This window comes from Pseudidiomarina gelatinasegens, assembly GCF_004025325.1.
GTDB lineage: Bacteria > Pseudomonadota > Gammaproteobacteria > Enterobacterales > Alteromonadaceae > Pseudidiomarina > Pseudidiomarina gelatinasegens.
Genome location: NZ_RSFE01000006.1, coordinates 95996 through 120895, shown reverse-complemented (window position 1 = coordinate 120895; position 24900 = coordinate 95996). Strand labels below are relative to the sequence as shown.

Genomic DNA, 24900 nt, shown 5'->3' with positions numbered 1-24900 from the left:
ACAATGGAAACGGATAAAATTCTCGGGTTATTTAAAACCGTGACCAGTGATGCTGTGATTGAAATTGCCGTTGTGATCACGGTCTCTGTTGCGATCATCTGGTTGAGCCAACGTGTATTCCCGTGGATAGCAGACCGCCTGCATGGCAAGCAACGCTTGTTTGTACTCGCAATGATTCCAACTTTGCGCGTGATTGTATTTGTCCTCGCAATTATCTGGATTGTACCCATGGTGATTGAAACCACGGTACAAAATATGGTCGCAATTCTTGGCGCGGCCGGCTTGGCCATTGGCTTTGCCATGAAGGACTACGTTAGTAGCCTCATCGCGGGCATTGTCGCGGTATACGAGTTGCCTTACCGGCCGGGTGACTGGATAGAGGTGGATGGAACCTACGGTGAAGTGAAGCACATTGGCATGCGCGCGGTTGAAATGGTCACACCGGACGACACTGTGGTGTTTGTGCCCCATTTAAAGCTATGGACCGAGCTCATTCACAACGCGAATAACGGCGGCCCAAGCTTAATGTGTGTAACCAGCTTCTATTTAACGGCTGATCACGATGCCCATCGAGTTAAGCAGGTGCTTGAAGACGTTGCTCTTACCAGCCCCTATGTGCAACTGAAGCAGCCGATAACGGTCATTATCAGCGAAGAGCCATGGGGTACGCATTATCGGCTCAAAGCTTATCCGATAGACCCCCGTCAGCAATTTCAGTTTATGACGGACTTAACGGCGCGCGGTAAAGCTTGCCTGCGCGCCTTGCCAGTTCGTTTTGCTAACCTGTCACCAGAGCACGCTGTTCATGTAAACCCATAGCCAACACATAGGGCGTGTCACTTTGCTGGCGCGCCACGAAATCGCTCTTGCTCGCTAAGCCTTGCCAACGAATATCAATGAGCGCTTGGGCTACCGCGCCACCCAAACCAGCACCTGGGCCGAGCAAAATGATGGTATCAGGCGCCAGTTCTTTCACGGCAACCTGTATGGCCCGGCTGAAGTCGTAGGTTTGCGTAACCTGATGCCCTAAGGTGTAGTGCTGCAGCGCTTTGCTGTCCACTACGTGCGGTGACCAGAGATGTCCCCTGCCGTCAACTAGCGTTGTTTGTGGCGCTTTAAATGCAGCAGCAGGCCAAAGCGATAATGCCTGTTCAGAAGCTGCATGCATAAAGTGCGTATGAAACGCGGCGTGGCCTGGTAGTACCATCGGGAATCGTTCATCAACCCGCGGCAATGCAGCAACTGCGGCGTTGCAGGCTTCAGTTGAGCCAGCAAGTACGGCATAACCACCGTATTGAATTGACATCATTAGGTCGCCAGGGAAGCGGGCTAATTGGCCATCAATGGCAGCTTTCAATTCGGTGCTAGGGCGCCATTCATTGTCGACCATTGGGTAGATAAATTGGGCACCTTCACCACCGGCCGTAAGCTGTGCCATGTTGGTGACTAAGCGGGTACTGGTATCGACATCCCAACAGCCAGCGCAGGCCATGGCGGTGTACCAACCCATCGAGTTGCCGGTAATTCCAACAACGTCGTACTGCTCGCGATCAATCGCTAAATAATCCAAATAACCGCCGGCATAAATTAATGCAGCAGCGTTTTCGGGCTTTTGGTGTAACGATGTTTTGAATAACGGCGCTTGGTCGAGTTCAGTCACCGTCGGCAGCCCAAGCTCGTCACGAATACCGTCAATTTCTTGCAGTATATTCGCCGATAATTGATTATTATCGCCGATATTGCTCGAAATCGATCCTAATTCGGGTTTGTTATAAGTGCCACGGCCTGGGCATACAACCAAGGCGGTTTTTTTATCCGCTGTCATCAGTTTGCCTCCAACAAAGCTTTGGCGCCGTCAACAATCTGTGCTGTAGATAGCAACACACTGTATGCAGCTTTACCAAGCGGAATGAAGCTATCTTCCGCGTTAATGCGTGAAACTGTAAACAGACCGGGCTTGTGTTCATGCAGCGCTGTGAATAACTCTTCGCTGAGCGACCCACGACGGCGACATTCATCCACAATCAGTACTTTTTTACAGCCGCCTAACGCCGCAATTATTTTATCCACATGCAAAGGCACCAAACAGCGCAAATCAAGCACCCGTACGTTGTGTCCTTGTTGTGCAAGTTGGGCTTCCGCTTGTCGGCTCAAATAATAGCCGTTGCCGTAAGAGACAATCGCCAGCTCGTTACTATCACCGTATATAGTCGGCTCGCCCACTTCCGGCACGGGTTCTTGTGGATCTGGATAATCACACAACCAGCCACCGTCACCCTCTTTATGCAAGTCACGAGTCATATAAAGCGCAATAGGCTCCAACATGATGACGACCCGCTGTTCGCGCGCAGCCAGTGCAACAGCCTGGCGCATCAACAGCGCACCTTCGCGACCGTTGCTAGGGCAAAGTAAGACAACGCCAGGAATGTCACGAAATACAGCAAACGAGTTATCGTTGTGGAAGTGACCGCCGAAGCCCCGTTGATAGGCAAGGCCAGCAATCCGGATAACCATTGGGTTGGTGTATTGCCCATTGGAGAAAAACGATAAGGTTGCCGCTTCGCCGCGAATTTGATCTTCGGCATTATGCACATAAGCCAAAAACTGGATTTCTGGCATTGCAATAAAGCCTTGCTGGGCCATGCCGATGGCTAATCCCAGAATACTTTGCTCGTCCAGTACGGTATTTAACACGCGGTTTGCACCAAAGGCTTCCATTAAATGTTGTGTCACATGGTACACACCGCCTTTTTTAGCTATGTCCTCGCCACACATGACAATGTTGCTGTGTTGCGCCATTAAGTCATGCAGTGCCCAGTTCAGCATTTTGCCCAAGTGTTGCGGCTTGCTGATATTGTGTTTGTCCCACTTGAACAGGGCCTGGCGTTGGTCGCCAGTAACCGGTGCCGGTAGCGCTTGCGTGCGCACCGGCGGCGTGATTGACGCCATGACTTGTTCGGCCGTTTCTAATTTTGGTTGCTTCGACGCTTGGGTGGCAATGCGCGCAATACGTTGCTGGTGTGACTGAATAAACTCAATGAGTTGCTGGTGGTTAAATAAGCCCCGGCTGATCAATGCGGCACAACTGTGCAGTAGCGGATCGCGCTCGCTATCGAGGGCTATTTCTTGCTTGCTGCGATACGCCACTTCAGCATCGGCACCGGCATGGCCAAACAGGCGAACGGTACGCAGGTGCAATACCGCAGGTTTGCGTTTTTGGCGAACATAGTCAGCTGCCTCGCGGGCCACCAAATAGGTTTCAGCTAAATTGCTGCCGTCGGCAAAAAAGTATTTTAATGCTGGGCGCTGACTCAACTGCTGTTGAATCCAGCCTTTTGGGGTGTGGGTAGAAATGCCTAAGCCGTTGTCTTCGCAAACCAATAACAGTGGCATCGGAATTTGCTGGTAGGCTGCCCAACTGGCTGAGTTAATTGCGCCAAGCGCGGTGGAATGGTTGGCTGACGCATCACCAAAACTGCACATTGCAATGGCATCGTTGGGCCAGGTACCTTGATGGTTCAAGCGTTTCGACAGGCCAATGGCAAATGCCGTACCCATTGCTTTGGGAACATGCGAAGCAATGGTACTGGTTTGTGGCGGTACATTTAAATGCAAACTGCCCAAAACTTTATGGCGCCCGCCGGATATCGGTTCATCGGCTGACGCGGCAAAGCTGAGCATCATGTCATACAGTGGTGTGCTGCCCGGGGCTTGCTTGGCGCGTTGCACAAAAAACGCACCACTGCGGTAGTGTAAAAACGCTGGGTCGGTGACACGCAAGGCTTTCGCGACCGCCGCATTGCCCTCATGACCGGCACTACCAATGGTATAGAAACTTTGGCCAGCGGCCTGCAGCAGCCGCGATTGCAAGTCGAGCAGTCGACTATCGAGTTGTGACTCAAACAGTTCAAATAAATCGGCATCACCGAGTACGCCACCGGCTGCGTGAGCCGGGGGCAGTTGGTGTTGCTCAATACGCTGGATAAACTCAACCAGCCACGGGTGCATTGCTGCAGCCATAGGAAACCTCCTGCGACGTTGCTGGTGTTTAACCGAACGCTTGTAAGCCGGTTTGCGCGCGACCTAGAATCAGTGCATGCACATCGTGTGTGCCTTCGTAGGTATTAACGGCCTCAAGGTTCATTACATGACGAATTACGTGGTACTCATCAGCAATACCGTTACCGCCGTGCATGTCGCGGGCTACGCGTGCAATATCGAGGGCCTTACCGCACGAGTTGCGTTTAATCAACGAAATGGTTTCTGGGGGCAGTTGGTCTAAATCCATTAACCGACCGGCTTGAATGCAGCTTAATAAGCCAATCGAAATTTCCGTTTGCATGTCGGCTAGCTTCTTTTGAATTAACTGGGTGGCTGCAAGTGGACGGTTAAACTGGTACCGATCGAGCGTGTATTGACGCGCCGCATGCCAGCAAAACTCTGCAGCGCCAAGTGCGCCCCAAGCAATACCATAACGGGCCTTATTCAAACACCCGAACGGCCCTTTTAAACCACTTACATTAGGGAGTAAGGCGTCTTCAGGCACTTCGACGTTATCCATGACAATTTCACCGGTAATCGATGCGCGCAGTGAGAATTTGCCTTCAATTTTCGGTGCAGATAAGCCCTTCATGCCTTTTTCCAGCACAAAGCCACGAATCTCACCATCCAGTTTCGCCCAAACCACAAACACGTCGGCAATAGGCGAGTTCGTTATCCACATTTTAGTGCCTTTAAGCACATAGCCACCGTCAACTTTCTTGGCAGTAGTGCGCATGCCGGCAGGATCAGAGCCTGCATCGGGCTCGGTCAAACCAAAGCAGCCCACCCATTCACCGCTGGCAAGTTTCGGCAAATATTTCATGCGTTGTGCTTCGGTGCCGTAGGCGTGAATTGGATGCATCACTAAGCTTGATTGCACGCTCATTGCACTGCGATAACCACTGTCGACACGCTCCACTTCACGTGCCACCAAGCCATAACAAACATGGTTCACTTCCGCACAGCCGTATTTTTCTGGCAAGGTTGCACCCAATAAGCCAAGCTCGCCCAGTTCATTCATAATCTCGCGATCAAAGCGCTCTTCACGGTTTGCAGTGAGCACCCGTGGCATAAGCTTTTCTTGGCAATATTGATGCGCCGTGTCGCGAATCATGCGTTCTTCTTCAGTAAGCATGGATGAAAATTGAAAAGGGTCTTGCCAGTCAAATGGGAAACGCGCCATGGGAAATCCTCGTTTAAATTCGTGATTCGTTATTCGTACGCTTCGCTATTCGTCCGCTTTGCTATTCGAACAGTGCGAAGCACGGACGAACAGTGAGCAAAGCGAACGTACGAATAACCAATAACGGTTTTTATTTGTACTTCACTTTACTCCGGTTTGGTGTAAAGTTAAATCATATAAAAACTAAACCAGATATAGCTTTTAACTATGGATTTAAGGCAGCTAAATTACTTTGTGGCGGTGTATGAAAACGGCAGCATTAGTGCCGCCGCACGGGCATGTCATGTGGCCCAACCGAGCCTATCAGCGGCATTGCAACAGCTCGAAGATGAGTTGGGTACAACACTGTTCGTGCGCCAGTCACGTGGAGTGACCCCCACCGAAGATGGTGAGCGACTGTATGGCCATGCCGGACGTTTGCTGAGTCAAATGCAATCCTTAAAAGCATCGTTTCGCCATAGTGTGGCGCGGGTACAGTTTCGGCTGGGGTTAATTCGTGCCTTGGGGGTGGAGCGGATGAGCCAATTGCTACGCGAATTCAGTGCTGGTGTTGAGGGGCTGGAGTTGCACTTGGTGGAGCCTGACGATGATGCTGATGCGCGCATCATCACACCCAAAATGCTAAAAGCAGGCGAACAATTTTTACCAATATGGACCGACTGTTTTTTGATCGCCTTGCCCGCAGGGCACCCATTGGCACTGAAGCAGAGCTTGCAACTGGAGGATTTTGACGGCTTGGCGTTGATTAAACGCACACCATGCGACGCTTGGTCTCAATTTTATCCAGAGCTTATCCGTAACGGAATTCAGCCGGATATCCGGGCTGACATCCACACCATTGAATATGCACTCGGTTTGGTTTCGGCGGGTATTGGAGCGGCCTTAGTGCCTGACTTTGAGGTGCTTCATGATCGTCAAGATGTGGTACTGCGGCCAATTAAAGGCATTAACCTGCAGCGAACCATCGGTTTAGCCTATCCGCGCTCAAAAGCAGGACAGCCAGCTTTGGATTGGTTGCGGGTGTTATGCCAGCAGCGCAGCTACGAACCGAGTGAATAAAAAAGCCTGACTCAAACAGAGCCAGGCTTTGTTCAACACAGCCGCTGATTAATTTAAGTCAAAGCGGTCAGCGTTCATCACTTTGGTCCATGCCTTCACGAAATCTCTCACAAACTTCTCTTGCGAATCATCCTGGGCATAGAGCTCAGCGTACGAGCGCAAAATTGAATTCGAACCAAATACCAGATCAACGCGTGTTGCGGTGTATTTGGTTGCGCCCGTTTTGCGATCGTTCAGGGCATAACTGTTTTTACCAGTTGGCTGCCACGTGTAGGCCATATCAGTTAGGGTGACAAAGAAGTCATTGGTTAAACTTCCAACACGATCAGTGAATACACCGTGTTTGCTACCACCGTAGTTGGTGCCAAGTACACGTAGGCCGCCCATTAGCACGGTCATTTCTGGCGCAGTCAGGCCCAGTAGCTGGGCACGGTCAAGCAACAGCTCTTCCGGTTGTACCGTGTAATCTTTCTTGACCCAGTTGCGGAAACCATCATGAATCGGCTCAAGCGGCTCAAAGGACTCCACTTCAGTTTGCTCATCTGTAGCATCACCACGGCCTGGTGCAAAGGGCACCTCGACATCAATGCCAGCATTCTTCGCGGCCTGTTCAATGGCATAGTTACCGCCAAGAACAATCACGTCTGCAACGCTAGCACCAGTAGCCTTAGCAATGGGTTCGAGCTTGCTCAGCACTTTTGCCAAACGCTCTGGTTCATTCCCTTGCCAGTCTTTCTGTGGCGCAAGGCGAATACGCGCACCATTGGCGCCGCCACGAAGATCTGAACCGCGGAAAGTGCGCGCACTGTCCCATGCGGTTGCGGCAAGTTCAGCAAGTGACAAACCCGAGTCGGCAATTTTTGCTTTCACTGCAGCCACATCGTAATCGGTGTTACCGGCCGGTATCGGGTCTTGCCAAATCAGTTCTTCGCTTGGCACATCTGGGCCCAAATAGCGTGCTAAAGGCCCCATATCACGGTGCGTTAACTTGTACCAAGCGCGAGCGAATACTTCTGAGAAATATTCAGGGTCATTGTAAAAACGCTCAGAAATCTTGCGATACTCTGGGTCCATTTTCATGGCCATGTCGGCATCGGTCATAATCGGATTACGGCGAATTGATGGGTCTTCCACATCAACAGGTTTGTCTTCTTCCTTGATGTTAATTGGTTCCCACTGCCATGCCCCGGCTGGGCTCTTTTTAAGCTCCCATTCATATGTGAAGAGCAAGTAGAAATAGCCATTATCCCATTGTGTAGGATTTGTGGTCCAAGCACCTTCAATACCGCTGGTTACCGTATCACGCCCAATACCGCGTGTTATGGTGTTGTTCCAACCAAGGCCTTGTTCGTGTACATCGGCAGCTTCAGGCTCGGGGCCGAGGTTTTCCGCTTTGCCGTTACCATGACATTTACCAACCGTGTGGCCACCCGCTGTTAGGGCAACGGTTTCTTCATCGTTCATGGCCATACGCAAGAATGTTTCACGGATGTCTTGTGCGGTACGCAGTGGGTCGGGATTGCCGTCAACACCTTCAGGGTTAACGTAAATTAAGCCCATCTGTACGGCTGCTAAAGGATTTTCCAATGTTTCGCTGTCGTCTTTTTCATACCGTGTTTTACCCAGCCATTCGGTTTCCGAACCCCAGTAAATATCCTTTTCTGGGTGCCAGATATCATCGCGACCAAAGGCGAAACCATAAGCAGGTAAGCCCATCGATTCATACGCCATGGTGCCCGCTAAAATAATGAGATCGGCCCAGCTAATCTTGCTGCCGTACTTTTTCTTAATTGGCCACAACAAGCGACGCGCTTTATCTAAGTTTACGTTGTCAGGCCACGAGTTTAGTGGCGCAAAACGTTGGTTTCCTGTTCCGCCGCCACCGCGACCATCGGCAATACGGTATGAGCCGGCAGCGTGCCAGGCCATACGAATCATTAGGCCACCGTAGTGACCCCAATCGGCCGGCCACCATTCTTGGCTATCGGTCATCAGTGCTTTTACGTCGCGCTTTAAGGCTTCAACGTCTAGTTGCTTCAACGCTTCAGCATAGTTGAAATCAGGGTCGAGAGGGTTCGTTTTACGATCGTGCTGGTGCAGAATGTCGAGATTTAAAGCATTCGGCCACCAATCCATGTTTGATTTTCCCGTGGCAGTATTGCCACCGTGGATGACGGGGCATTTGCCTGCATTGTCACTCATAAATACTCCTCGTATCAATTCGTTAGCATCATCAGTTGGATGATGGTCATAGTCTTACCCTACGCGCTTTAGAAGTTTAGTCAAAGTAAATAAAAACGACCAACGTAATAGATTTTTCCGATGAAAATGGTTTTAATAGAACACTATTTTTGCAACGAAGTGACACCATGATGAACAACCTACGCCAAGCCTACCAACAAGCAGCACGTCGAGCACAGTATTCCATTTTGCGCCATCCGCCGGAGTCTATGGCGGCTGTTTTGCGGCAGCTTGCGGACAGAGCTGAAGGGGTTGCTGAGCCCGACGTGTACGGGAACGGTGTATTAATCGAGGATTTTGAAGCGAAGCTTGCTGCATTGTTGGGTAAGCCAGCCGCATTGTTTTTGCCAAGCGGCACGTTAGCACAGCCCCTGGCCCTAAAAATTCATGCGCTTGCGCGTCAAAATAATCACGTGGGCTTGCACCCAAGCTCGCATTTAGTTTTGCATGAACACGATGGCTATCAGCAGCTTTGGGGGTTAAAAGGGCACCTTTTCGGTCAGCCGGAGCAGGTGCCGACGCTCAGCGATTTGCAGCAAATAGAAGCGCAACAATTGGCGGCCATCGTACTCGAGCTGCCGATGCGTGAAATCGGCGGGCAATTGCCGCAATGGTCTGATTTAAAAGCGCAATCGCAGTGGGCGAAGGAGCGTGGCATCGCTGTGCATATTGACGGCGCGCGGTTATGGCATTGCCCCGCCTATTATCAGCGCAGTTTAGCGGAAGTTTGTGACCTGGCGGATTCCGTGTATGTGAGTTTATACAAAGATATCGGCGGCATTGCCGGAGCGATACTGGCTGGGACAGAAGCGTTTATTGCTGAAGCCAAGGTATGGAGTCGTCGTGCTGGAGGAAATTTAATTTCGATGTATCCGTACATTTTGGCTGCGGAGAAGGGAATTGACGATAACTTAGCTGCTATTGATGACGCTGTTACTTATGCCCGCGAGTTGGGGCCGTTACTTGGCAGTGTTGACGGTGTGACTGTGAACCCAAGCGAGCCACAAGGTGCCATGTTTCACCTGCATATCGACCGTGATGAAGAGGTGCTGCTGCAAGCCATCACCGAGTACGCGAATGCGCACGGCATTATCGTATTACCACTGCCCCGGGCCAATAAAAACGGTCAATGTGTATGTGAAATAAGCGTTGGCCGTCGCACCATGCAGCAGCCAACCGAATTCTGGTACAAGCACCTGAGTGCTTGTCTTGCCCGCTAAGCGTCGGGTACCAGTGTCATGCACTCTATTGGACATACCGGAATGCAAGCGGGTTGGTCGTAGAAACCTTCGCATTCCGTGCATTTATCCACATCGACCACATAGTGCTGTTTTCCCATGGCAATGGCATCATTCGGGCATTCAGGCACGCACATATCGCAATTAATGCAATCGCTATCAATGACTACAGGCATTAGTCACCTCGACGACCGGAATGGTTTGTTGTGGTTTCACGTCGGCCACTTTAATCAACATGCTGAACTGCGCTTCTTCTGCATTGAGTGCTGTGGGTAGGCGCACCCCAACTTGGCGACCAGCACCAGCGGCACGCTCAAGTACGTGTTGATTGGCATCTACCATGGCGCCTAGCTTGAAGGTTATGTTGCCTGAGGGCTTCATCAGAATTAATGTATCGCCGATAGCGAAGGCATTTTTAACGTCAACCGTAGCGTTGGCGCCATCGGAATCAAGTATTTCGCCAACCAGTAATTGCTCACCTTGGCTATGGCTGGTGGCGTAATTCTGGGTTTCGCTGGGTACATGGCGGCGTAAAAAGCCTTCAGTAAAGCCACGGTTGGCCATGCCGTCTAGCTCGGCTAATAAGTCACGGTTAAACGGCTTGCCTGCCGCGGCATCATCAATTGCCTGACGGTAAATTTGTGCAGTACGCGCAACGTAATAAGGTGACTTGGTACGGCCTTCAATTTTCAATGAATGCACGCCCATCTTGGTGAGCGAATCCACATGCTCAATACCACGCAAGTCTTTGGAGTTCATGATGTAAGTACCGTGCAGATCCTCGTCCATCAGCATGTACTCACCGGGGCGCTGCGGTTCAGTTAATAGCACAGGGGTATCAATCGGATTAAATTGGCCCACCGCGTCTTCTTCTGCGTCGTGCACCTGATAAGGCCAGCGACACGAGTTCGTGCAAGCACCTTGGTTTGGGTCGCGCTTATTGAAGTAGCCGGACAACAGGCATCGGCCTGAATAAGCCATGCATAAGGCGCCATGTACAAACACTTCAATTTCCATATCGGGGCATTTTTGCCGAATTTCAGCAATTTCGCGTACTTCCAACTCACGCGACACAATGATGCGTTCAATGCCCTGCTGTTGCCAGAACTTTACCGCAGCCCAGTTGACGGTGTTCGCTTGCACACTTAGATGCAGCGCTTGGCTGGGATAATGTTCGCGCAACAGCATCACAATTCCGGGGTCGGACACAATCAATGCATCAGGTTTTAATGCAATGACTGGCGCCATATCGTCCACAAAGGTAACCAACTTCGAATTATGCGGCGCAATATTTACAACGACATAGAATTTTTTACCTAAGGCATGTGCTTCAGCAATACCTTGCGCCAGACGTGGCAGATCAAATTCATTGTTACGTACGCGCAAGCTATAGCGTGGCTGCCCAGCGTAGACAGCATCGGCGCCATAAGCAAAAGCGAGCCGCATGGCTTTTAAGCTGCCTGCAGGGCTTAGTAATTCAGGTGGGTGTGACTGCATAAAACCTTTGACTGGGTTAATCGTGCTTAAAAATGGCTGGGTAGTTTATACCTCGATTGAGTTGGTTTTATTGATCGAGGTCAAGGTTTCGGCAAATTTAGACAGCTTTGCGGAACGGCTTTTCTCTGGCATCCAAACATCGATGAGGTGCGCTTGGTCTGGTTCCGCCCAAGCCTTAGCAAATGCCTTAGCAAAGCTTGGGTGGTCATGCACGCGAACGCTTTCAATACCCATACTTGTGGCAATACTGGTGTACTGCCAGTGATGCAGTTTGGTGCAGTTTAACTTTGGCGCGAAGGCTTCAATCATGTCCCATCGCTGATTGTTTATCAGTACGATGATAGGTAGGCAGCCATAACGCAGGCATTGGCCAAGCTCAAGCCCGGTCATTAGAAAAGCGCCGTCGCCGACAAGAACCACAGGCCGTCGTTGGGTGGTGACGTAAACGCCAAGAGCAGCCGGTATCGAGTAGCCCATAGACGCATAGTATGCCGGTGCTAAAAAGTCTGTTGGTGAAGCTCGTAATGACGCAAATAAGCAATCACCCACGTCACTGACAATGGGAACGATCGTGGATTGCTGCGACAGTTGTCGATGTATTTCTTGTACCACGGCATCAGTAGAAAATGTTGTATCCGGCTGCAGTTCGGGTTGGTTTAAGCTTCGTGTTTCAAATAGCGGTAATGGTTCACTGGCAAGTCGACTGCACCAGCTCTTCAACGACTGCTCAGGAAAATCGATGCGATAAAAATGCGGGGAGCTGATTAACGAGCGATGAGCACTAAAATTACTGTCTGTGTAAATTACGCCTAAGGCAATGATCACATCGGCATTGTTAAGTAACTGGTAAGCCAGGGTGTCGGTAGCTCCACAAAATACACCGCCATAGCACGAATGGTTCGGGTTAATGCTGGCACGCCCTAGTAGTGATGTTACCAGGGGAATATTAAACTGCTCGGCCAAACACTCAACAGCGTGTTGAGCGCCGCTTCGCCGGACATTGACACCACTTAGAATTACGGGCCGGCGGGCCGTGCTCAGCGCGACAACAAGCCGTTGATAATCATCTTCGTGAACGCTCACAGGCACTTTAGCAGCGGCCGCATACGATGCCCGCGGCACAATATCCAAATCAACCGCATCGCGAGGCACTTCAATGAGCACAGGACGGGATTGTTCTTTGCAGGTTTGCAGTGCCTCGTACAGCACTTGTGTCGCTGTTTCAGCATTATCGAGGCGTACTTGCAAACAGGTGATTTCAGTATAGATGCGGCGCTGAGAATCGATGGTTTTGGCTTGATGATGAATCTGCAAGCCGGAAGCTACTTCGTTACGGCTTGGGTAACCGGCAAAAATAACGAGCGGCACATATTCTTCGTAGGCTTGGGCTACGGCATTGACGCCATTTAGTGCGCCGGCCCCATAGGTCAGCGCAACAGCGGCTGGGCGGTTCGCGCATCGAGCAGCCGCATCGGCGGCATAAACAACAGCTGGCTCGTGGGTTAGGTAGTAAAACGGTAGAGCATCCGGTTGTTGTTGCAACTGTTGTAACAGAGGCAGAATAAAGTCCCCAGGAATTCCAAAAAGCTCGTTTACGCCGAAATCGCGCAGAGCTTTTGTAATGGCAGCACCCAATTGCATCGCAATACCCTTACCAGAAACAAAACAGCCCACGAGTGTGGGCTGTTTATTTAGGCAATGCTTTGATGTTGGTCAACAATACTTAAGTGTCTTGATTGACCATCCATACAGCGGCTTCTACGCGTGAACGTAAGCCGAGTTTTTTAAGTAGGTGCTTCACATGCACTTTTACCGTGCCGTCGGATATATCCAGCTCACGGGCAATAACCTTGTTGCTCATGCCCTTGGCGATAAGTTCTAAGATTTCTCGCTCACGGTTTGTTAATCCGTCCAGTTTGCTGGCCGTGGGTGCTGAAGGGCGGCGTAATGCAGTTGCTAACACTTCGGTAATGGCTTCACTTAAAACCATTTTCCCATCTACGGCGCGTTGAATCTGTTCAAGCAATAACTCAGGATCCATGTCCTTCAACAAATAGCCATCAGCGCCATTGGTGATAGCGGTAACCACGTCTTCATCAGCATCGGACACGGTCAGCATGACAATGCGTGAGGTTACGCCATTGTCGCGCATGCGCTTCAATGTTTCTAAGCCATCCATGCCTTGCATATTAAGGTCGAGAATAATCAGGTCTGGGTCCAGCTCTTCTGCTCTAACAAGGGCATCTGCACCATTGCTGCACTCAGCAACGACTTCCAGGCCATCTTCAAGCGAGATTAATTGTTTCAAACCCTTGCGTAGCAGTGGATGGTCATCCACAAGCATTATGCTAGCGGCGGTGTCAGACATGACGTGCTCCTTGTTTGCATCAACTTTGTTGCGTTGGGTCAGTATTGTTACACATTGTTCCATGACAAAGTATAGGTTAGCGCAATCTAACCCAAAAGGGGTAGTTTTACGTGCCCCTTATGCCCTGCTGGTTATCACTCCCGCTGAATTGTTGTACTGCGCGAGATCACGCATAGTTTACACATTGGAAAATTTTATGGAGCAGCGCGTGAATACAGTAAGAGCGTCATCAACAGTCGACAAACCAACAGCAATCAATTTGATTGTTGGTATGACGCTGTGGATGAGCTTGAGTGTGCTCGTGGTACAGTTGTTTTCAGTTGATGCTGGCTTTGACTTCGCACAGCTATATCGCTTGCTGGCTCTATCTGGGCTTAGTGCAACGGCGTGGCATTTTGTGTTTTTCTGGCTGGGTGAGCGCGCTATGCAGTCGCGATTTATTTATCTCAGCACAGCCGCTCTTTTGATTCCCGCATTCGCCATGGTGTGGCTACTGATGCACCCGCCATTGAGCTATTCGGCGTTGCAGTGGTTAGCGGTAGCTTGTGGCTTTGGTGGTGCGCAATTTATTGCGTTTACCCGCAATGACAAAATCGATAAAACTGGCCTTGGTTGGACCCTCGCGGTTAATGCTGGCATTGCCGGTATTGGTATTGTTATCGCGCAAGCGGCATTACCGTTTCTATCGAGTATAAATTTATTCGGCGCGCTCGCTGGAACGCCTTGGGTTTCAACGCATGGCAGTGGCGACATTGTTGGCGTTATTGCGCCAGGCGCGTCGCTATGGTTAGCAAACATGGGCTGGATTATTATCGCGGCGATTGCCCTTGCGAGTATTGTTTGGCAAGTGGCTCGCCGTACCCAAGATGATCCAGCGAAGCCTTTCGGCACCATTACCGACCGTACCCATTACCGCGCCATTTTGCGTAATAAACATACGTGGGTCATGACCTTACTGTACGTGATGGCGTTTGGTTCTTTTATTGGGTTCACCATTACCTTTCCATTAAGCCTGCAAAACTTCAGCGCAACTTATACCCCAAGCGCATTAACGTACGCATGGATTGGCCCGTTGCTGGGGGTTTTGGCGCGCCCATTTGGTGGTTGGTTAGCTGATTTGTTCGGAGGCTCAAAGGTAACCCTTTGGTGTGCCGTGGTGTTGGCGATAAGCAGCGTGGTGGCTGGTGTCATCACTTATAAAGCGACGCACAGCCCACTTCCAGAACAGTGGTTTCTGGGGTACCTGTTGGTGTTCTTGGTTATTTTTATTGCAACAGGAGCAGCCAGTAGTGCAATTTTTCGCAGTGTTAGCGTGGTGTTACCGCTGGAGCAGTTGCCGCTGGCGCTGCGTTGGTTAACTGCGGTAGCTAGCGCTGGTGCAGCGTATATTCCGGCGCTGTGGTACGTAAATAGCACCACGGCAACCCCAGCTTACGCGCTATTCGTATTCGCATTATTCTACGTGGCATGCGTAGCGTTGGTGGCTTACATGTACCTGCGTAATAAAGCTGAGTTCTATAACCCTTAAGCCGTTGTTGGAGCGTCTTGGCGTTCTAATATGTACTGCGGTGCGAATTCGAAATACACCCCTGTACCACCTACGGCGCGGCGTTGAATGGAAATAGCACCACCCAAATGACGACTACGCTCCTGCATGATCGCCAAACCATAGTGATTCAACTTTTCTGCGTTTTCTGGAATACCAACACCGTTATCTTCAATGCTTAGGTGAATGCCATTATTTTCGTCCTGCGCCAGTTTCACGACCACATCGGTACCTTGACTATGATGAATAGCATTCTGACAAGCTTCACGAATGATCTGCAGCAAATGAATTTCTTCGTGAGGTACCAATGGCGTGCTTTCTAACTGATAGTCTAAGCGAAACGCAATGTCTGATTGGTCGTTAAATTGTTTTATGGTGGTTTGCAGTGCATGCAACATACCTGCACCATCCACTTTTAAACGGAAGGTTGTAAGTAATTCGCGTAATTGACGGTATGCTGCGTTCAAACCTTCTTTCAGTTCTTTTGAGACGTCTTCGATAACTTCTCGGTTGTCTTTCTCAATGGCTTTGTTTAATCGAGTGACCTGAATTTTCAAATAGGACAGCGCTTGAGCTAATGAATCATGGAGTTCGCGTGCAATCACTGTGCGTTCCTGAATCAGCGCCAAACGTCGCACTTGCTCTTCTTCTTGTTTCAAACTTAATGCCACAGCAAGCTGGTCGGCAACCGACTGAATGAGCTGCTGTTGCCAGTCACTGAGTTGTTCGCTAATTGGGCAGCGCGCAACAAGTACCCCGTAATTATGATCTTCACGATCGATTGGGAAGCGATAAATGCGCAAACCATCCATGACCGACACACCACCACCAGCATTGACGCACTGACTGCAGTCTACGCCTTCACAGGGGTCAATGGGCGCGCCAATGGGTTGCACCTGTAAATACGGCTTGTTGCCCGCTTCTGTGATTAAACACAGTTCAATATCATCCACTTCAGAGGCCCGTTTCAGGCCGTTTACAATCGCGGTAAAGTCATGATACCCCGGTGAGTGTTCGATGATGGTGCGTGCGGTATCGTATAAGAATTGCAGTCGAATATTCGACTTCTGAATAGCTTGTGTTTGCTCGTCGACACGCTTTTCAAGGTTGCCGTACATAAAACCGATAGCTTCATTCATTTTGTTTAGGGTACCGGCAAGTACACCGAGCTCATCTTTCATCGGGTGCTTCACGCGCGCGGTAAAATCACCTTGGCCAATTCGGCGAGCAGCTTGTGTGAGCACTTCCAGCGGGTAGCGAACGCGCGTGCGCAGCCAGTAGAAAATAACTAAGGCCAGGCCAATACTGGCAAATAGAGACAACACTTGAATAGAGCGAATGGAGCGAATGCGCTGTTCAGCATCTTGCTGAATTGCAGTAACGAATTCGTTAATTTGATCAATTTGTGGGCCGATTGCTGCAACCAGTTGTTCCGAGGAGATTTCGCCCGCTGCAACTTGTTGCTGAAATGCTTGCCAGCTTGCCATCGATTCGGTGTACAAATCGGTTAGTTCGTTATCTTCAATTTTGAAACGATTAAAAACGTGGTGATTCCAACTTTCATTGAGCGCAGTTGCCACAGTCGCCGCATTTTCTGGGTCGTGCATGGCATGCCAGCTGTATTGGTAAGCTTGATAGCGTAATGAACCAGCAACATTAATCGCCAAAGCATCGTGGTCAGCCTTTTCTGATAGCCAATATGATGCAAGCAGCGTCAGTATCGTCAACGCGACCATAGCGCTTAGGGCAATACCGATGCGTGTAACAATCGAAAATTTATTCATAACACCTATACTGAGCGTTGTTGCAGGTAGCTGTATAGTTTAACGCCAAATACGTTTGGGTGCGAATCAGGAATTTTATGATTCGCTCAAAGGTTTTGGTGCACTGCTATACTTTGAACTCAGATTGACGGCTTAAGGAGAATTAATGACAGAATTTATAACCGCTTGGGGAGAATCTGCGTATACCAGCCTTGGTTTTTTCTGGATGGCATTATGGGCCTTTGTATTAGGTTATTTGATAAGTAGCTTAATTCAAGTGCTAATCACCAAGCGACGAATGCGCCAAGCAATGGGCAGTAACAACCTTAAATCGGTTTCCTTAGGTACGTTTTTCGGATTCATTTCCAGTTCCTGCAGTTTTGCTGCACTTTCGACTACCCGCGCGCTCTTTAATAAGGGCGCGGCTTTCAGTGCTTCTATGGCGTTTATGCTTGCATCAACAAACTTAGTGATAGAGCTGGGGTTTGTTATCTCTATTTTTCTAGGCTGGCAGTTTGTGGTTGGCGAGTATGTTGGCGGGCTGCTGCTGATTCTGTTTGTGTGGTTATTTATTACGTTAACCAATCCACATAAGCTTATTAAGCAAGCGCGTCACGAAGACAGCGAAGACGAGCATCAGCATGAAAGCACCTTATCTGATTTATTAAGCAAAGAAACGTGGCAGCAAGTCGGCCAAAAATATGTCATGGAATGGCAAATGGTTTGGCAGGACATTCTTATCGGCTTTACCGTCGCCGGTGTAATTTCGGCGTTCGTACCGAGTGCGTTTTTCGAGTGGCTTTTTGTTGGCGTTGGCAGTGCCGGTGAACCGGGTTTTTGGTCACTGTTGCAGCAAGCGGTGGTAGGGCCAATCGCTGCATTCTTTACCTTTATTGGTTCTATGGGGAACATTCCATTGGCGGCAGTGTTATTTGGTGAGGGTGTAGCTTTTGCTGGGGTCATGGCATTTATATTTTCTGATTTGATTGTACTTCCTGTATTGAAAATAAATGCACGCTACTACGGCTGGAAAATGGCGCTGTACATTGCCATGATGCTATTCGTATGCCTGGTTGCAGCGTCATTGGTGATGCACTACGGCCTGGTTGCATTTGACTTGCTACCTGATGCATCACAATGGACTTCGCCAGCGGAACAGGAACACTTTCAGCTAAATTATGGGTTTGTTTTGAACCTAATCTTTCTTGCACTTAGCGCGGTGATGATTGTTTTCTGGCGTCAGGCACAACAAGCCAGTGAGCACGATCACCACGATCATGACCATAGCGAGTCATCGCTGAGTGACAAAATTATGGCTGGCCTTTGTGTGCTCAGTGCAGTTTGGTTGATTGGTGGCACGGTTGTTTACGTCATTGCATAAAAGATAAAAAAAGCCCGAGACGGTTGGGAGGTCTCGGGCTAACACTGCCGTGGTAACCACGGTCAACAACACAAATTGTGTTACTTCAAACTACCTAGCTTTTGACTGTTACGGGTTCAGCGTCAATTTCAGCTTCTTGCTGCTTACCAAACAGGCCAATAACAACCTGATAGGCAACAGCGAGTCCGCCAATAATGAATACGACGTCACCGACAGTACGAATCCAGCGTAAGCTTTGCAGTAATGGTTGCTGCATAAACGCTTCGCTACGTGCGTACCACAAACCTTCAGTAGCCGAGGCGTAGAACTGGATGAAACCAATAGGTAACAAGCTGGTGAATAACATCAAGCACAAGCCGATATTCAACCACCAGAAACCAGTTTTCATAATCTTGTCGTTAAACGCGAAGTTCGGACGAATGTAGCGCAAGATTAACAGTACGAAACCGATTGCTAAGAAGCCATACACCCCAAACAATGCCGCGTGAGCGTGGGTTGGTGTGGTATTCAGGCCTTGGATGTAATACAGCGCGATTGGTGGGTTGATCATGAAGCCCAATACGCCAGCACCTAAGAAGTTCCAGAATGCTACAGCAACAAAGCACAGTAGTGGCCACTTGATACGTTGCATCCACTCGGCGCGACGTTGCAAGCTCCAGTTTTCCCATGCTTCATAACCTAGTACTACCAATGGCACTACTTCAAGCGCAGAGAACGTTGCGCCAACAGCCATGATTGGTGTTGTGGTACCTGAGAAGTACAAGTGGTGGAAGGTACCAGGTACGCCGCCTAACATGAACAGTGACGCTGAGGCCAATGCTGCAGCAGTTGCCATACGGCGAGACACAAGGCCCATGCTATTAAAGATGAACGCTAACGCTGCAGTTGCAAACACTTCAAAGAAGCCTTCAACCCACAGGTGAACGATCCACCAGCGCCAGTATTCCATCACGGATAAGTGAGTGCGTTCGCCGTAGAAGAAGCCAGCACCGTAGAACAAGCCAATTGCAACCACAGAAGCGGTTAGTAGCGCTAACAAGTTCTTGTCGCCAGGCTGTTTGAACGCGCCAACAACGCCGCGTAGCATCAAACCGAGCCAGAATACGATGCCAAGGAACTTACCAATTTGCCACAAACGCCCTAAATCGACGTATTCATAGCCTTGGTGACCCAGCCAGAAGCTGAGGTGCTCAGGCATGATTTGCGCAATGGCCAAGTAGTTACCAATAAACGAACCGGCAACAACCACAACCAGAGCCCAGAACAGGATATCAACCCCAAGCTTTTGGAATTTCGGGTCTTTACCACCGTTAATAATCGGTGCTAAGAATAATCCCGCCGCTAAGAAGCCGGTTGCAATCCAGAAGAGCGCCGCCTGTATGTGCCAGGTGCGTACTAAAGAATAGGGGAACCACTGCGACACGTTAATACCGTAGAACTCTTGGCCTTCAACGGTGTAATGCGCAGTGAAGCCGCCTAAGAATATCTGTACGATAAATAGCGCCATGACCAAGAACAGGTACTTCCCCAGTGCTTTTTGTGACGGGGTTAGATTTACCAAGCTGATTGGATCTTTTTTCGGCGCTTCCGTTTCTTCTTCGTCGTGATCACGTAAGAAGGCCCAAGCCCAAATCAAGCCACCGACACCGGCAATAAGCAGGATGATTGACACTAAAGACCAAATCAAATTCTCGGCACTTGGCTTGTTGTCAATTAACGGCTCATGCGGCCAGTTGTTGGTATAGGTCACATCGCTATCAGGACGCTCGGTTGCGGCTGACCATGCAGTCCAGAAAAAGAACTGAGTCATCACTTCGCGGCGCTCTAAGCTTGGCAATGTGTTTTCTTTCATTGCATAGTTTTCACGCGTGCTTTTTAACGACAAGTCATCACTGAAAAGACGTTTGTAGTAATCCGCAGTTTCCGCAATAGCTTGTGCACGCACATCACCGACAACCAAGGTGTCCGTTGCGGCGTCATAAGCTGGGTGACGGTAAGCTTGTTTCAGCTCGAACTGTAGCGAGTTTTGTTGTGCTGCGGTTAGGCTTTCATAGCTTTGTCCGTAATTTTTTTGGGCGGTTATTTCTAACCAAGCCACTAATTCGCGGTGCAACCAATCGGCTGTCCAGTCAGGTGCTTGGTATGCGCCATGACCCCAAATAGAGCCCAATTGCATGCCACCGACTGATTGCCAGGCGGTTTGCCCGTCAAGAATCGACTCTTCCGTCATCAAAACGTGACCTGATTCGGTCATGACTTGATCAGGAATCGGCGGAGCGACACGGTAAACTTCTTTACCGAAGTATCCGAGGACACCAAAGGTGATGGCCAAAATGGCTATCAGTATCCACCATAATTTTTTATAACCGGCCATTTGGCACCTCCGGCTGTTGATGTTGTTGCATTGTTGATTCTCCCTTTAATCAAGTTTGCACTGGGTCAGATGTGACTAGCGCGCACGTTGATCCTTATAGCAAGCTCCGTGCCACTTTGTATTTAGCTGAAATAGCACGGAAATTTAATCCTTGTGGGTTAAATCAACCCATCTCTTGCGCAGTCATTTAAACCGCCTTGGTAGAAATTACCCGCGTATAGAATCGCATGGGCTTGCGCCATTAAAAATTGAGCTAAAGAGGTAACTGAAAGGAATCTAAGGGGTATACCCATTGGGGGTAGTTTTTATTGATCCAGATCAATGCAGCAAGTTATGCCGCGTCTATGCTGATAGCATCAAAACACAATATATAGACATATATATAAATACGTACACAATATATAGGTGTTTCATGTTGCGATACAGCGCAGAACAAGTGGTGTTTCAGGAGGTGCCTGGAGAGGTCTCTCTAGCTTACACCATCACCGGATGCCCAGTTGGATGCAAAGGTTGCCACAGTGTCGATAGCTGGCCCGTTGGCAGCGGCGAGCAGCTGACCGCTGACTATTTTGCTGCGCGCTTGGCGCAATACCGAAACTTAATTACTTGTGTGCTGTTTTTAGGCGGCGAATGGCAGCCTGAAACGTTAATTGCGCGATTACAGCAAGCACGAAATGCTGGACTACAAACCTGTTTATACACGGGTTACGACGATGTGTCGCTGCAGATTAAACAACATTTGACCTACCTCAAAACCGGCCCCTGGGTGGCCAGTTTAGGCGGGCTTGATAGCTCAAGCACCAATCAAAAATTTTATGACTTACGCACCCAGCAATTGCTGAACTGCCGGTTCCTTGCAAGTTAACCGGATCATTACAAATATAAATAAGGAGAGTAGCCATGTTGCGCTTAAACCCAGAACAAGTTGACGCAAAAATGGATTTCATCAAACACTATTTATCAGCGCAAAATGCTGCTGATGGCTCGAAGATGGACGCCAATGCGAATGTTACCCAAAAGAACATTGCGACCTTAGAAGCGGAGTTAATGAAAGACTTTTTTGTGCAAGTTAACCGCAAGCAAGTGAGCACCAAAATCAGCGAATTATTTGGCTCGGAACTGGGGCAAGAATACATTCGCCAAATTGAAGATCATGAAATTTATGTGCATGACGAAACCAGCTTAAAGCCCTATTGCGTGTCCGTAACCATGTACCCATTTTTGCGTGACGGCTTAACTAAACTTGGCGGCGAGTCGAAAGCACCTAAACACTTGGAAAGCTTCTGTGGCACCTTTGTCAATTTTGTATTTGCGGTAAGTTCACAGTTTGCTGGTGCGGTGGCCACGGTAGAATTTCTTGCGTATTTTGATCATTTTGCGCGTCGTGACTACGGTGATAATTACCTTGAAACACACCCCCATGAGATTGCAAACCACCTACAACATGTCGTTTATGCGTTAAATCAACCTGCGGCTGCGCGTGGCTATCAAAGTGTGTTTTGGAATATTTCGATATACGACCAGCATTACTTTGAAAGCATGTTCGGTGACTTTGTGTTCCCCGACTTTAGTAAGAGCAGCTGGGCGTCAGTTAGTAAACTGCAAGACTTCTTCTTGCATTGGTTTAACGAAGAGCGCAAGAAAACCATTTTAACGTTTCCAGTGGTAACGGTGGCGATGTTGACTGACCAAGGGCAATGCAAAGATCAGGAGTTTGCACGCCATATTGCGCACGAACTTGCTGATGGCAACTCATTCTTTGTTTACCTGTCACCAAATGCTGATTCACTGGCTTCCTGTTGCCGCCTGCGCAGTGAGATTAGTGATAATACGTTTTCCTACACGCTTGGTGCGGGTGGGGTGGCGACCGGGTCAATCAACGTCATTACCATTAATATGAATCGACTGGTTCAGGATGGTCGTGATCTGGAAACAGAAATTGAGAAAATCCAGAAGTACCAAGTGGCGTACCGGAAGATTATGGAAGACTACAAAGCCGCGGGGCTGCTCACCGTTTACGATGCTGGGTTTATCTCACTGGATAAACAGTTTTTGACGATTGGTATTAATGGCATGGTCGAAGCTGCCGAATCGCAAGGCTTGGTTGCCAGTAATAATCGCGACTACATTGAGTTTGTGCAACGCCATTTAAAAGTCATTTATGACGCGAACAAACGCGCGAAGCAAGAATATGGCTACATGTTTAACACTGAATTTGTCCCCGCGGAAAACCTCGGTGTTAAAAATGCGAAGTGGGATCGTGAAGACGGCTATTTTGTGCCACGCGACTGTTATAACTCGTATTTCTATGTGGTGGAAGATGATGCGACCAACTCGCTGGACAAGTTCATCATGCACGGCGACGAGCTCATTGAGTTTCTAGATGGCGGCTCAGCGTTGCATTTGAATTTAGATGAAAAGCTGACAACAGACGGCTACTTGTCGATGCTCAATATTGCCGCAACCACCGGCTGCAATTATTTCTGCATTAATGTAAAAATCACCATTTGTAACGCCTGTGAAAAAATTGATAAGCGCACGCTTTGCGAGTGCTCAGCATGTGGCTCTACCGATATTGACTACGGTACGCGCGTGATTGGCTATTTGAAGCGGGTGTCAGCGTTTAGCTCAGGGCGTCGCCAAGAGCATGCAGCGCGGCATTATCATCGCAAGCAACAAGACACCAGTATTGCTGGTGCTCGAGCGCAAGCCAATGCGCTCAAGCAAGCAAGTTAAGATTGCTGGCGCCGCGTTACACCACTTTGGAGTAACGCGGTGCAGTGGCTGAATCGTCAAGATACGCATCAAAGCAAGCACAGATACTGCGCACCCAAAGCCGACCAAGGGTCGTGACGCGCAATTGGTTGGCATCAAGCTCAACCAAGCCATCTTCGATAAATGGTTCCAGTTTGCGCTTGGCATCGGCAAAGTAGTCCCAAAAATCCTCAATGTTCCAGCTGTTGGCAAATTCCTGAATGTCTAAATCGAAATGACAGATTACTTGCGAAATTAACGCCGCACGCAATTTATCATCAGCATTCAATTCAAAACCTTTCACAATCGGCAGGGTGTCGCTATTGATAGCTTTGTAATAAGAAGGCAACTCTTTCACGTTTTGCCACAACACCCCATCAATTTGGCTAATCGACGATGCGCCAATACCTAACAAGGCATCTTGACCCGATGTGGTATAGCCTTGGAAGTTACGTTGTAACTCACCGCGTTGCTGGGCTTGCGCTAAGGTATCGTCAGTTTTCGCAAAGTGGTCCATACCAATAAACTGATAGCCGGCCGCGGTAAACTTGGTAATGCCTAACTGCAGTAATTCAAGTTTAATCGGCGCGGTTGGTAAGCTTGACTCATCAATTTTACGCTGTCCCGCAAAACGCGAAGGCAAATGCGCATAACTAAATAGCGAGACGCGGTCAGGGTTTAATTCAATGACCTGATCAATTGACGCCGCAAAAGTTTCCGGCCGCTGATAGGGTAAGCCGTAAATCAAATCAAGGTTGATTGAGCGAAAACCAAGCTCTTTGCTTAAGGCGATTTGGTGCTTGATCATGTCGGTGTCTTGCACCCGGTTGATCGCAATCTGTACTTTGGCGTCGAAGTCTTGCACACCATAACTAACGCGGTCAAAACCGAGCTTGCGCAAATGACGTAATTTATCATCACTGCAGCTACGTGGGTCAATTTCGATAGACCATTCCGTGTTATCCGTGAAACTAAAATGTTCGTGTAATAAAGCCATCAAACGCGATAACTGCGTTTCACTCAAGAATGTTGGTGTACCACCGCCCATGTGCACCGATTCAAATTTACGGTTGCCCAGTAGCGCTTTGTACATTGCCATCTCTTTGGCTAAATAGTCCAAATAAATGTCGGCTTTGTGCTGGTGGCGGGTGATAACTTTATTACAACCACAGTAATAGCAAAGCTTAATGCAGAACGGTAAGTGAATGTATAAGCTCAATTCGTCAGGGGCGTTAGCGAGCGTTTGCTCCATGGTACTCAATGGAAACTTATTGTGCAGTGCCAACGCTGTCGGATAAGACGTATAGCGTGGTCCATTGATGTTGTACTTGTCGATGAGCGCTTGGCTCCAAACAATCTGGTTTGCGTTATTGGTCATGCTGACACCCTGGGGGAAAACCCCTTACCTGTGAATTTCTAAGCGCAGTTTATATGATGCAGATCAGAAAATTGATA

General features: G+C 49.1%; 18 protein-coding genes. 7 read left to right on the top strand and 11 right to left on the bottom strand.

Features of this window, described 5'->3' with window-relative positions; all coding sequences use genetic code 11:
* Positions 1–3 precede the first annotated feature (3 nt).
* The gene (locus EGC76_RS09210) at positions 4–819 is read left to right on the top strand and encodes a mechanosensitive ion channel family protein (RefSeq protein WP_128352700.1); all 816 of its coding nucleotides are present in this window, start codon (positions 4–6) and stop codon (positions 817–819) included.
* Here the strand turns inward: EGC76_RS09210 and EGC76_RS09205 are convergent.
* From EGC76_RS09205 to EGC76_RS09195, 3 genes are read right to left on the bottom strand one after another with little or no spacing between them, the layout of a single operon-like run.
* The gene (locus EGC76_RS09205) at positions 779–1825 is read right to left on the bottom strand and encodes a malonyl CoA-ACP transacylase (RefSeq protein WP_128352699.1); all 1047 of its coding nucleotides are present in this window, start codon (positions 1823–1825) and stop codon (positions 779–781) included. The two genes, EGC76_RS09210 and EGC76_RS09205, sit on opposite strands and share 41 nt — an antisense overlap.
* Positions 1825–4020, bottom strand: a complete 2196-nt coding sequence (locus EGC76_RS09200; protein WP_128352698.1) for a thiamine pyrophosphate-dependent enzyme — start codon at positions 4018–4020, stop codon at positions 1825–1827. The genes EGC76_RS09205 and EGC76_RS09200 overlap by 1 nt, the downstream gene beginning before the upstream one ends.
* A 28-nt stretch (positions 4021–4048) precedes the next feature.
* Positions 4049–5224, bottom strand: coding sequence for an acyl-CoA dehydrogenase (locus tag EGC76_RS09195; protein ID WP_128352697.1), 1176 nt, complete (start codon positions 5222–5224; stop codon positions 4049–4051).
* 207 nt (positions 5225–5431) lie between these two features.
* Here EGC76_RS09195 and EGC76_RS09190 point away from each other — a divergent pair, with 207 nt between their 5' ends.
* The gene (locus tag EGC76_RS09190; RefSeq protein ID WP_128352696.1) at positions 5432–6283 is read left to right on the top strand and encodes a LysR family transcriptional regulator; all 852 of its coding nucleotides are present in this window, start codon (positions 5432–5434) and stop codon (positions 6281–6283) included.
* 48 nt (positions 6284–6331) lie between these two features.
* Here EGC76_RS09190 and katG read toward each other — a convergent pair whose 3' ends face one another.
* The gene (gene katG, locus EGC76_RS09185) at positions 6332–8485 is read right to left on the bottom strand and encodes a catalase/peroxidase HPI (RefSeq protein WP_128352695.1); all 2154 of its coding nucleotides are present in this window, start codon (positions 8483–8485) and stop codon (positions 6332–6334) included.
* Between the two features lie 167 nt (positions 8486–8652).
* On the opposite strand from katG, the gene EGC76_RS09180 reads away from it, so the two are divergent.
* The gene (locus EGC76_RS09180) at positions 8653–9744 is read left to right on the top strand and encodes a threonine aldolase family protein (protein WP_128352694.1); all 1092 of its coding nucleotides are present in this window, start codon (positions 8653–8655) and stop codon (positions 9742–9744) included.
* Here EGC76_RS09180 and EGC76_RS09175 read toward each other — a convergent pair.
* The 4 genes from EGC76_RS09175 to narL all read right to left on the bottom strand — a co-directional run bounded on the left by EGC76_RS09175 (position 9741) and on the right by narL (position 13627).
* A complete protein-coding gene (locus tag EGC76_RS09175) occupies positions 9741–9938 on the bottom strand; it encodes a YfhL family 4Fe-4S dicluster ferredoxin (protein WP_128352693.1) in 198 nt (65 codons plus the stop codon). The genes EGC76_RS09180 and EGC76_RS09175 overlap by 4 nt on opposite strands.
* The gene (trhP, locus tag EGC76_RS09170; RefSeq protein WP_128352692.1) at positions 9922–11259 is read right to left on the bottom strand and encodes a prephenate-dependent tRNA uridine(34) hydroxylase TrhP; all 1338 of its coding nucleotides are present in this window, start codon (positions 11257–11259) and stop codon (positions 9922–9924) included. The genes EGC76_RS09175 and trhP overlap by 17 nt, the downstream gene beginning before the upstream one ends.
* 45 nt (positions 11260–11304) lie before the next feature.
* Complete coding sequence (locus tag EGC76_RS09165) at positions 11305–12900, bottom strand: thiamine pyrophosphate-binding protein (RefSeq protein ID WP_128352691.1); 1596 nt, start codon at positions 12898–12900, stop codon at positions 11305–11307.
* Between the two features lie 82 nt (positions 12901–12982).
* Complete coding sequence (narL, locus tag EGC76_RS09160) at positions 12983–13627, bottom strand: two-component system response regulator NarL (RefSeq protein WP_128352690.1); 645 nt, start codon at positions 13625–13627, stop codon at positions 12983–12985.
* 208 nt (positions 13628–13835) lie between these two features.
* On the opposite strand from narL, the gene EGC76_RS09155 reads away from it, so the two are divergent.
* Complete coding sequence (locus EGC76_RS09155; protein WP_128352689.1) at positions 13836–15155, top strand: MFS transporter; 1320 nt, start codon at positions 13836–13838, stop codon at positions 15153–15155.
* Here EGC76_RS09155 and EGC76_RS09150 read toward each other — a convergent pair.
* Positions 15152–16957 carry an ATP-binding protein gene (locus EGC76_RS09150; protein ID WP_128352688.1) on the bottom strand — a complete coding sequence of 602 codons (1806 nt, stop codon included), beginning with the start codon at positions 16955–16957 and terminating at the stop codon, positions 15152–15154. The two genes, EGC76_RS09155 and EGC76_RS09150, sit on opposite strands and share 4 nt — an antisense overlap.
* 145 nt (positions 16958–17102) lie before the next feature.
* Here EGC76_RS09150 and EGC76_RS09145 point away from each other — a divergent pair, with 145 nt between their 5' ends.
* Positions 17103–18317, top strand: a complete 1215-nt coding sequence (locus EGC76_RS09145; RefSeq protein ID WP_128352687.1) for a permease — start codon at positions 17103–17105, stop codon at positions 18315–18317.
* A 94-nt stretch (positions 18318–18411) separates the two neighbouring features.
* On the opposite strand, the gene EGC76_RS09140 is transcribed toward EGC76_RS09145, so the two are convergent.
* Positions 18412–20691, bottom strand: coding sequence for a nitric-oxide reductase large subunit (locus tag EGC76_RS09140; protein WP_128352686.1), 2280 nt, complete (start codon positions 20689–20691; stop codon positions 18412–18414).
* Between the two features lie 412 nt (positions 20692–21103).
* Between EGC76_RS09140 and nrdG the strand changes: the two genes are divergently transcribed.
* Together nrdG and nrdD are read left to right on the top strand one after the other, a co-directional pair.
* Entirely contained in the window at positions 21104–21556 is a 453-nt protein-coding gene (nrdG, locus tag EGC76_RS09135; RefSeq protein WP_128352685.1) for an anaerobic ribonucleoside-triphosphate reductase activating protein, read from the top strand.
* A gap of 35 nt (positions 21557–21591) precedes the next feature.
* Complete coding sequence (gene nrdD / locus EGC76_RS09130) at positions 21592–23427, top strand: anaerobic ribonucleoside-triphosphate reductase (protein WP_128352684.1); 1836 nt, start codon at positions 21592–21594, stop codon at positions 23425–23427.
* A 16-nt stretch (positions 23428–23443) separates the two neighbouring features.
* Here nrdD and hemN read toward each other — a convergent pair whose 3' ends face one another.
* A complete protein-coding gene (gene hemN / locus EGC76_RS09125) occupies positions 23444–24823 on the bottom strand; it encodes an oxygen-independent coproporphyrinogen III oxidase (RefSeq protein WP_128352683.1) in 1380 nt (459 codons plus the stop codon).
* Between the last annotated feature and the right edge of the window lie 77 nt (positions 24824–24900).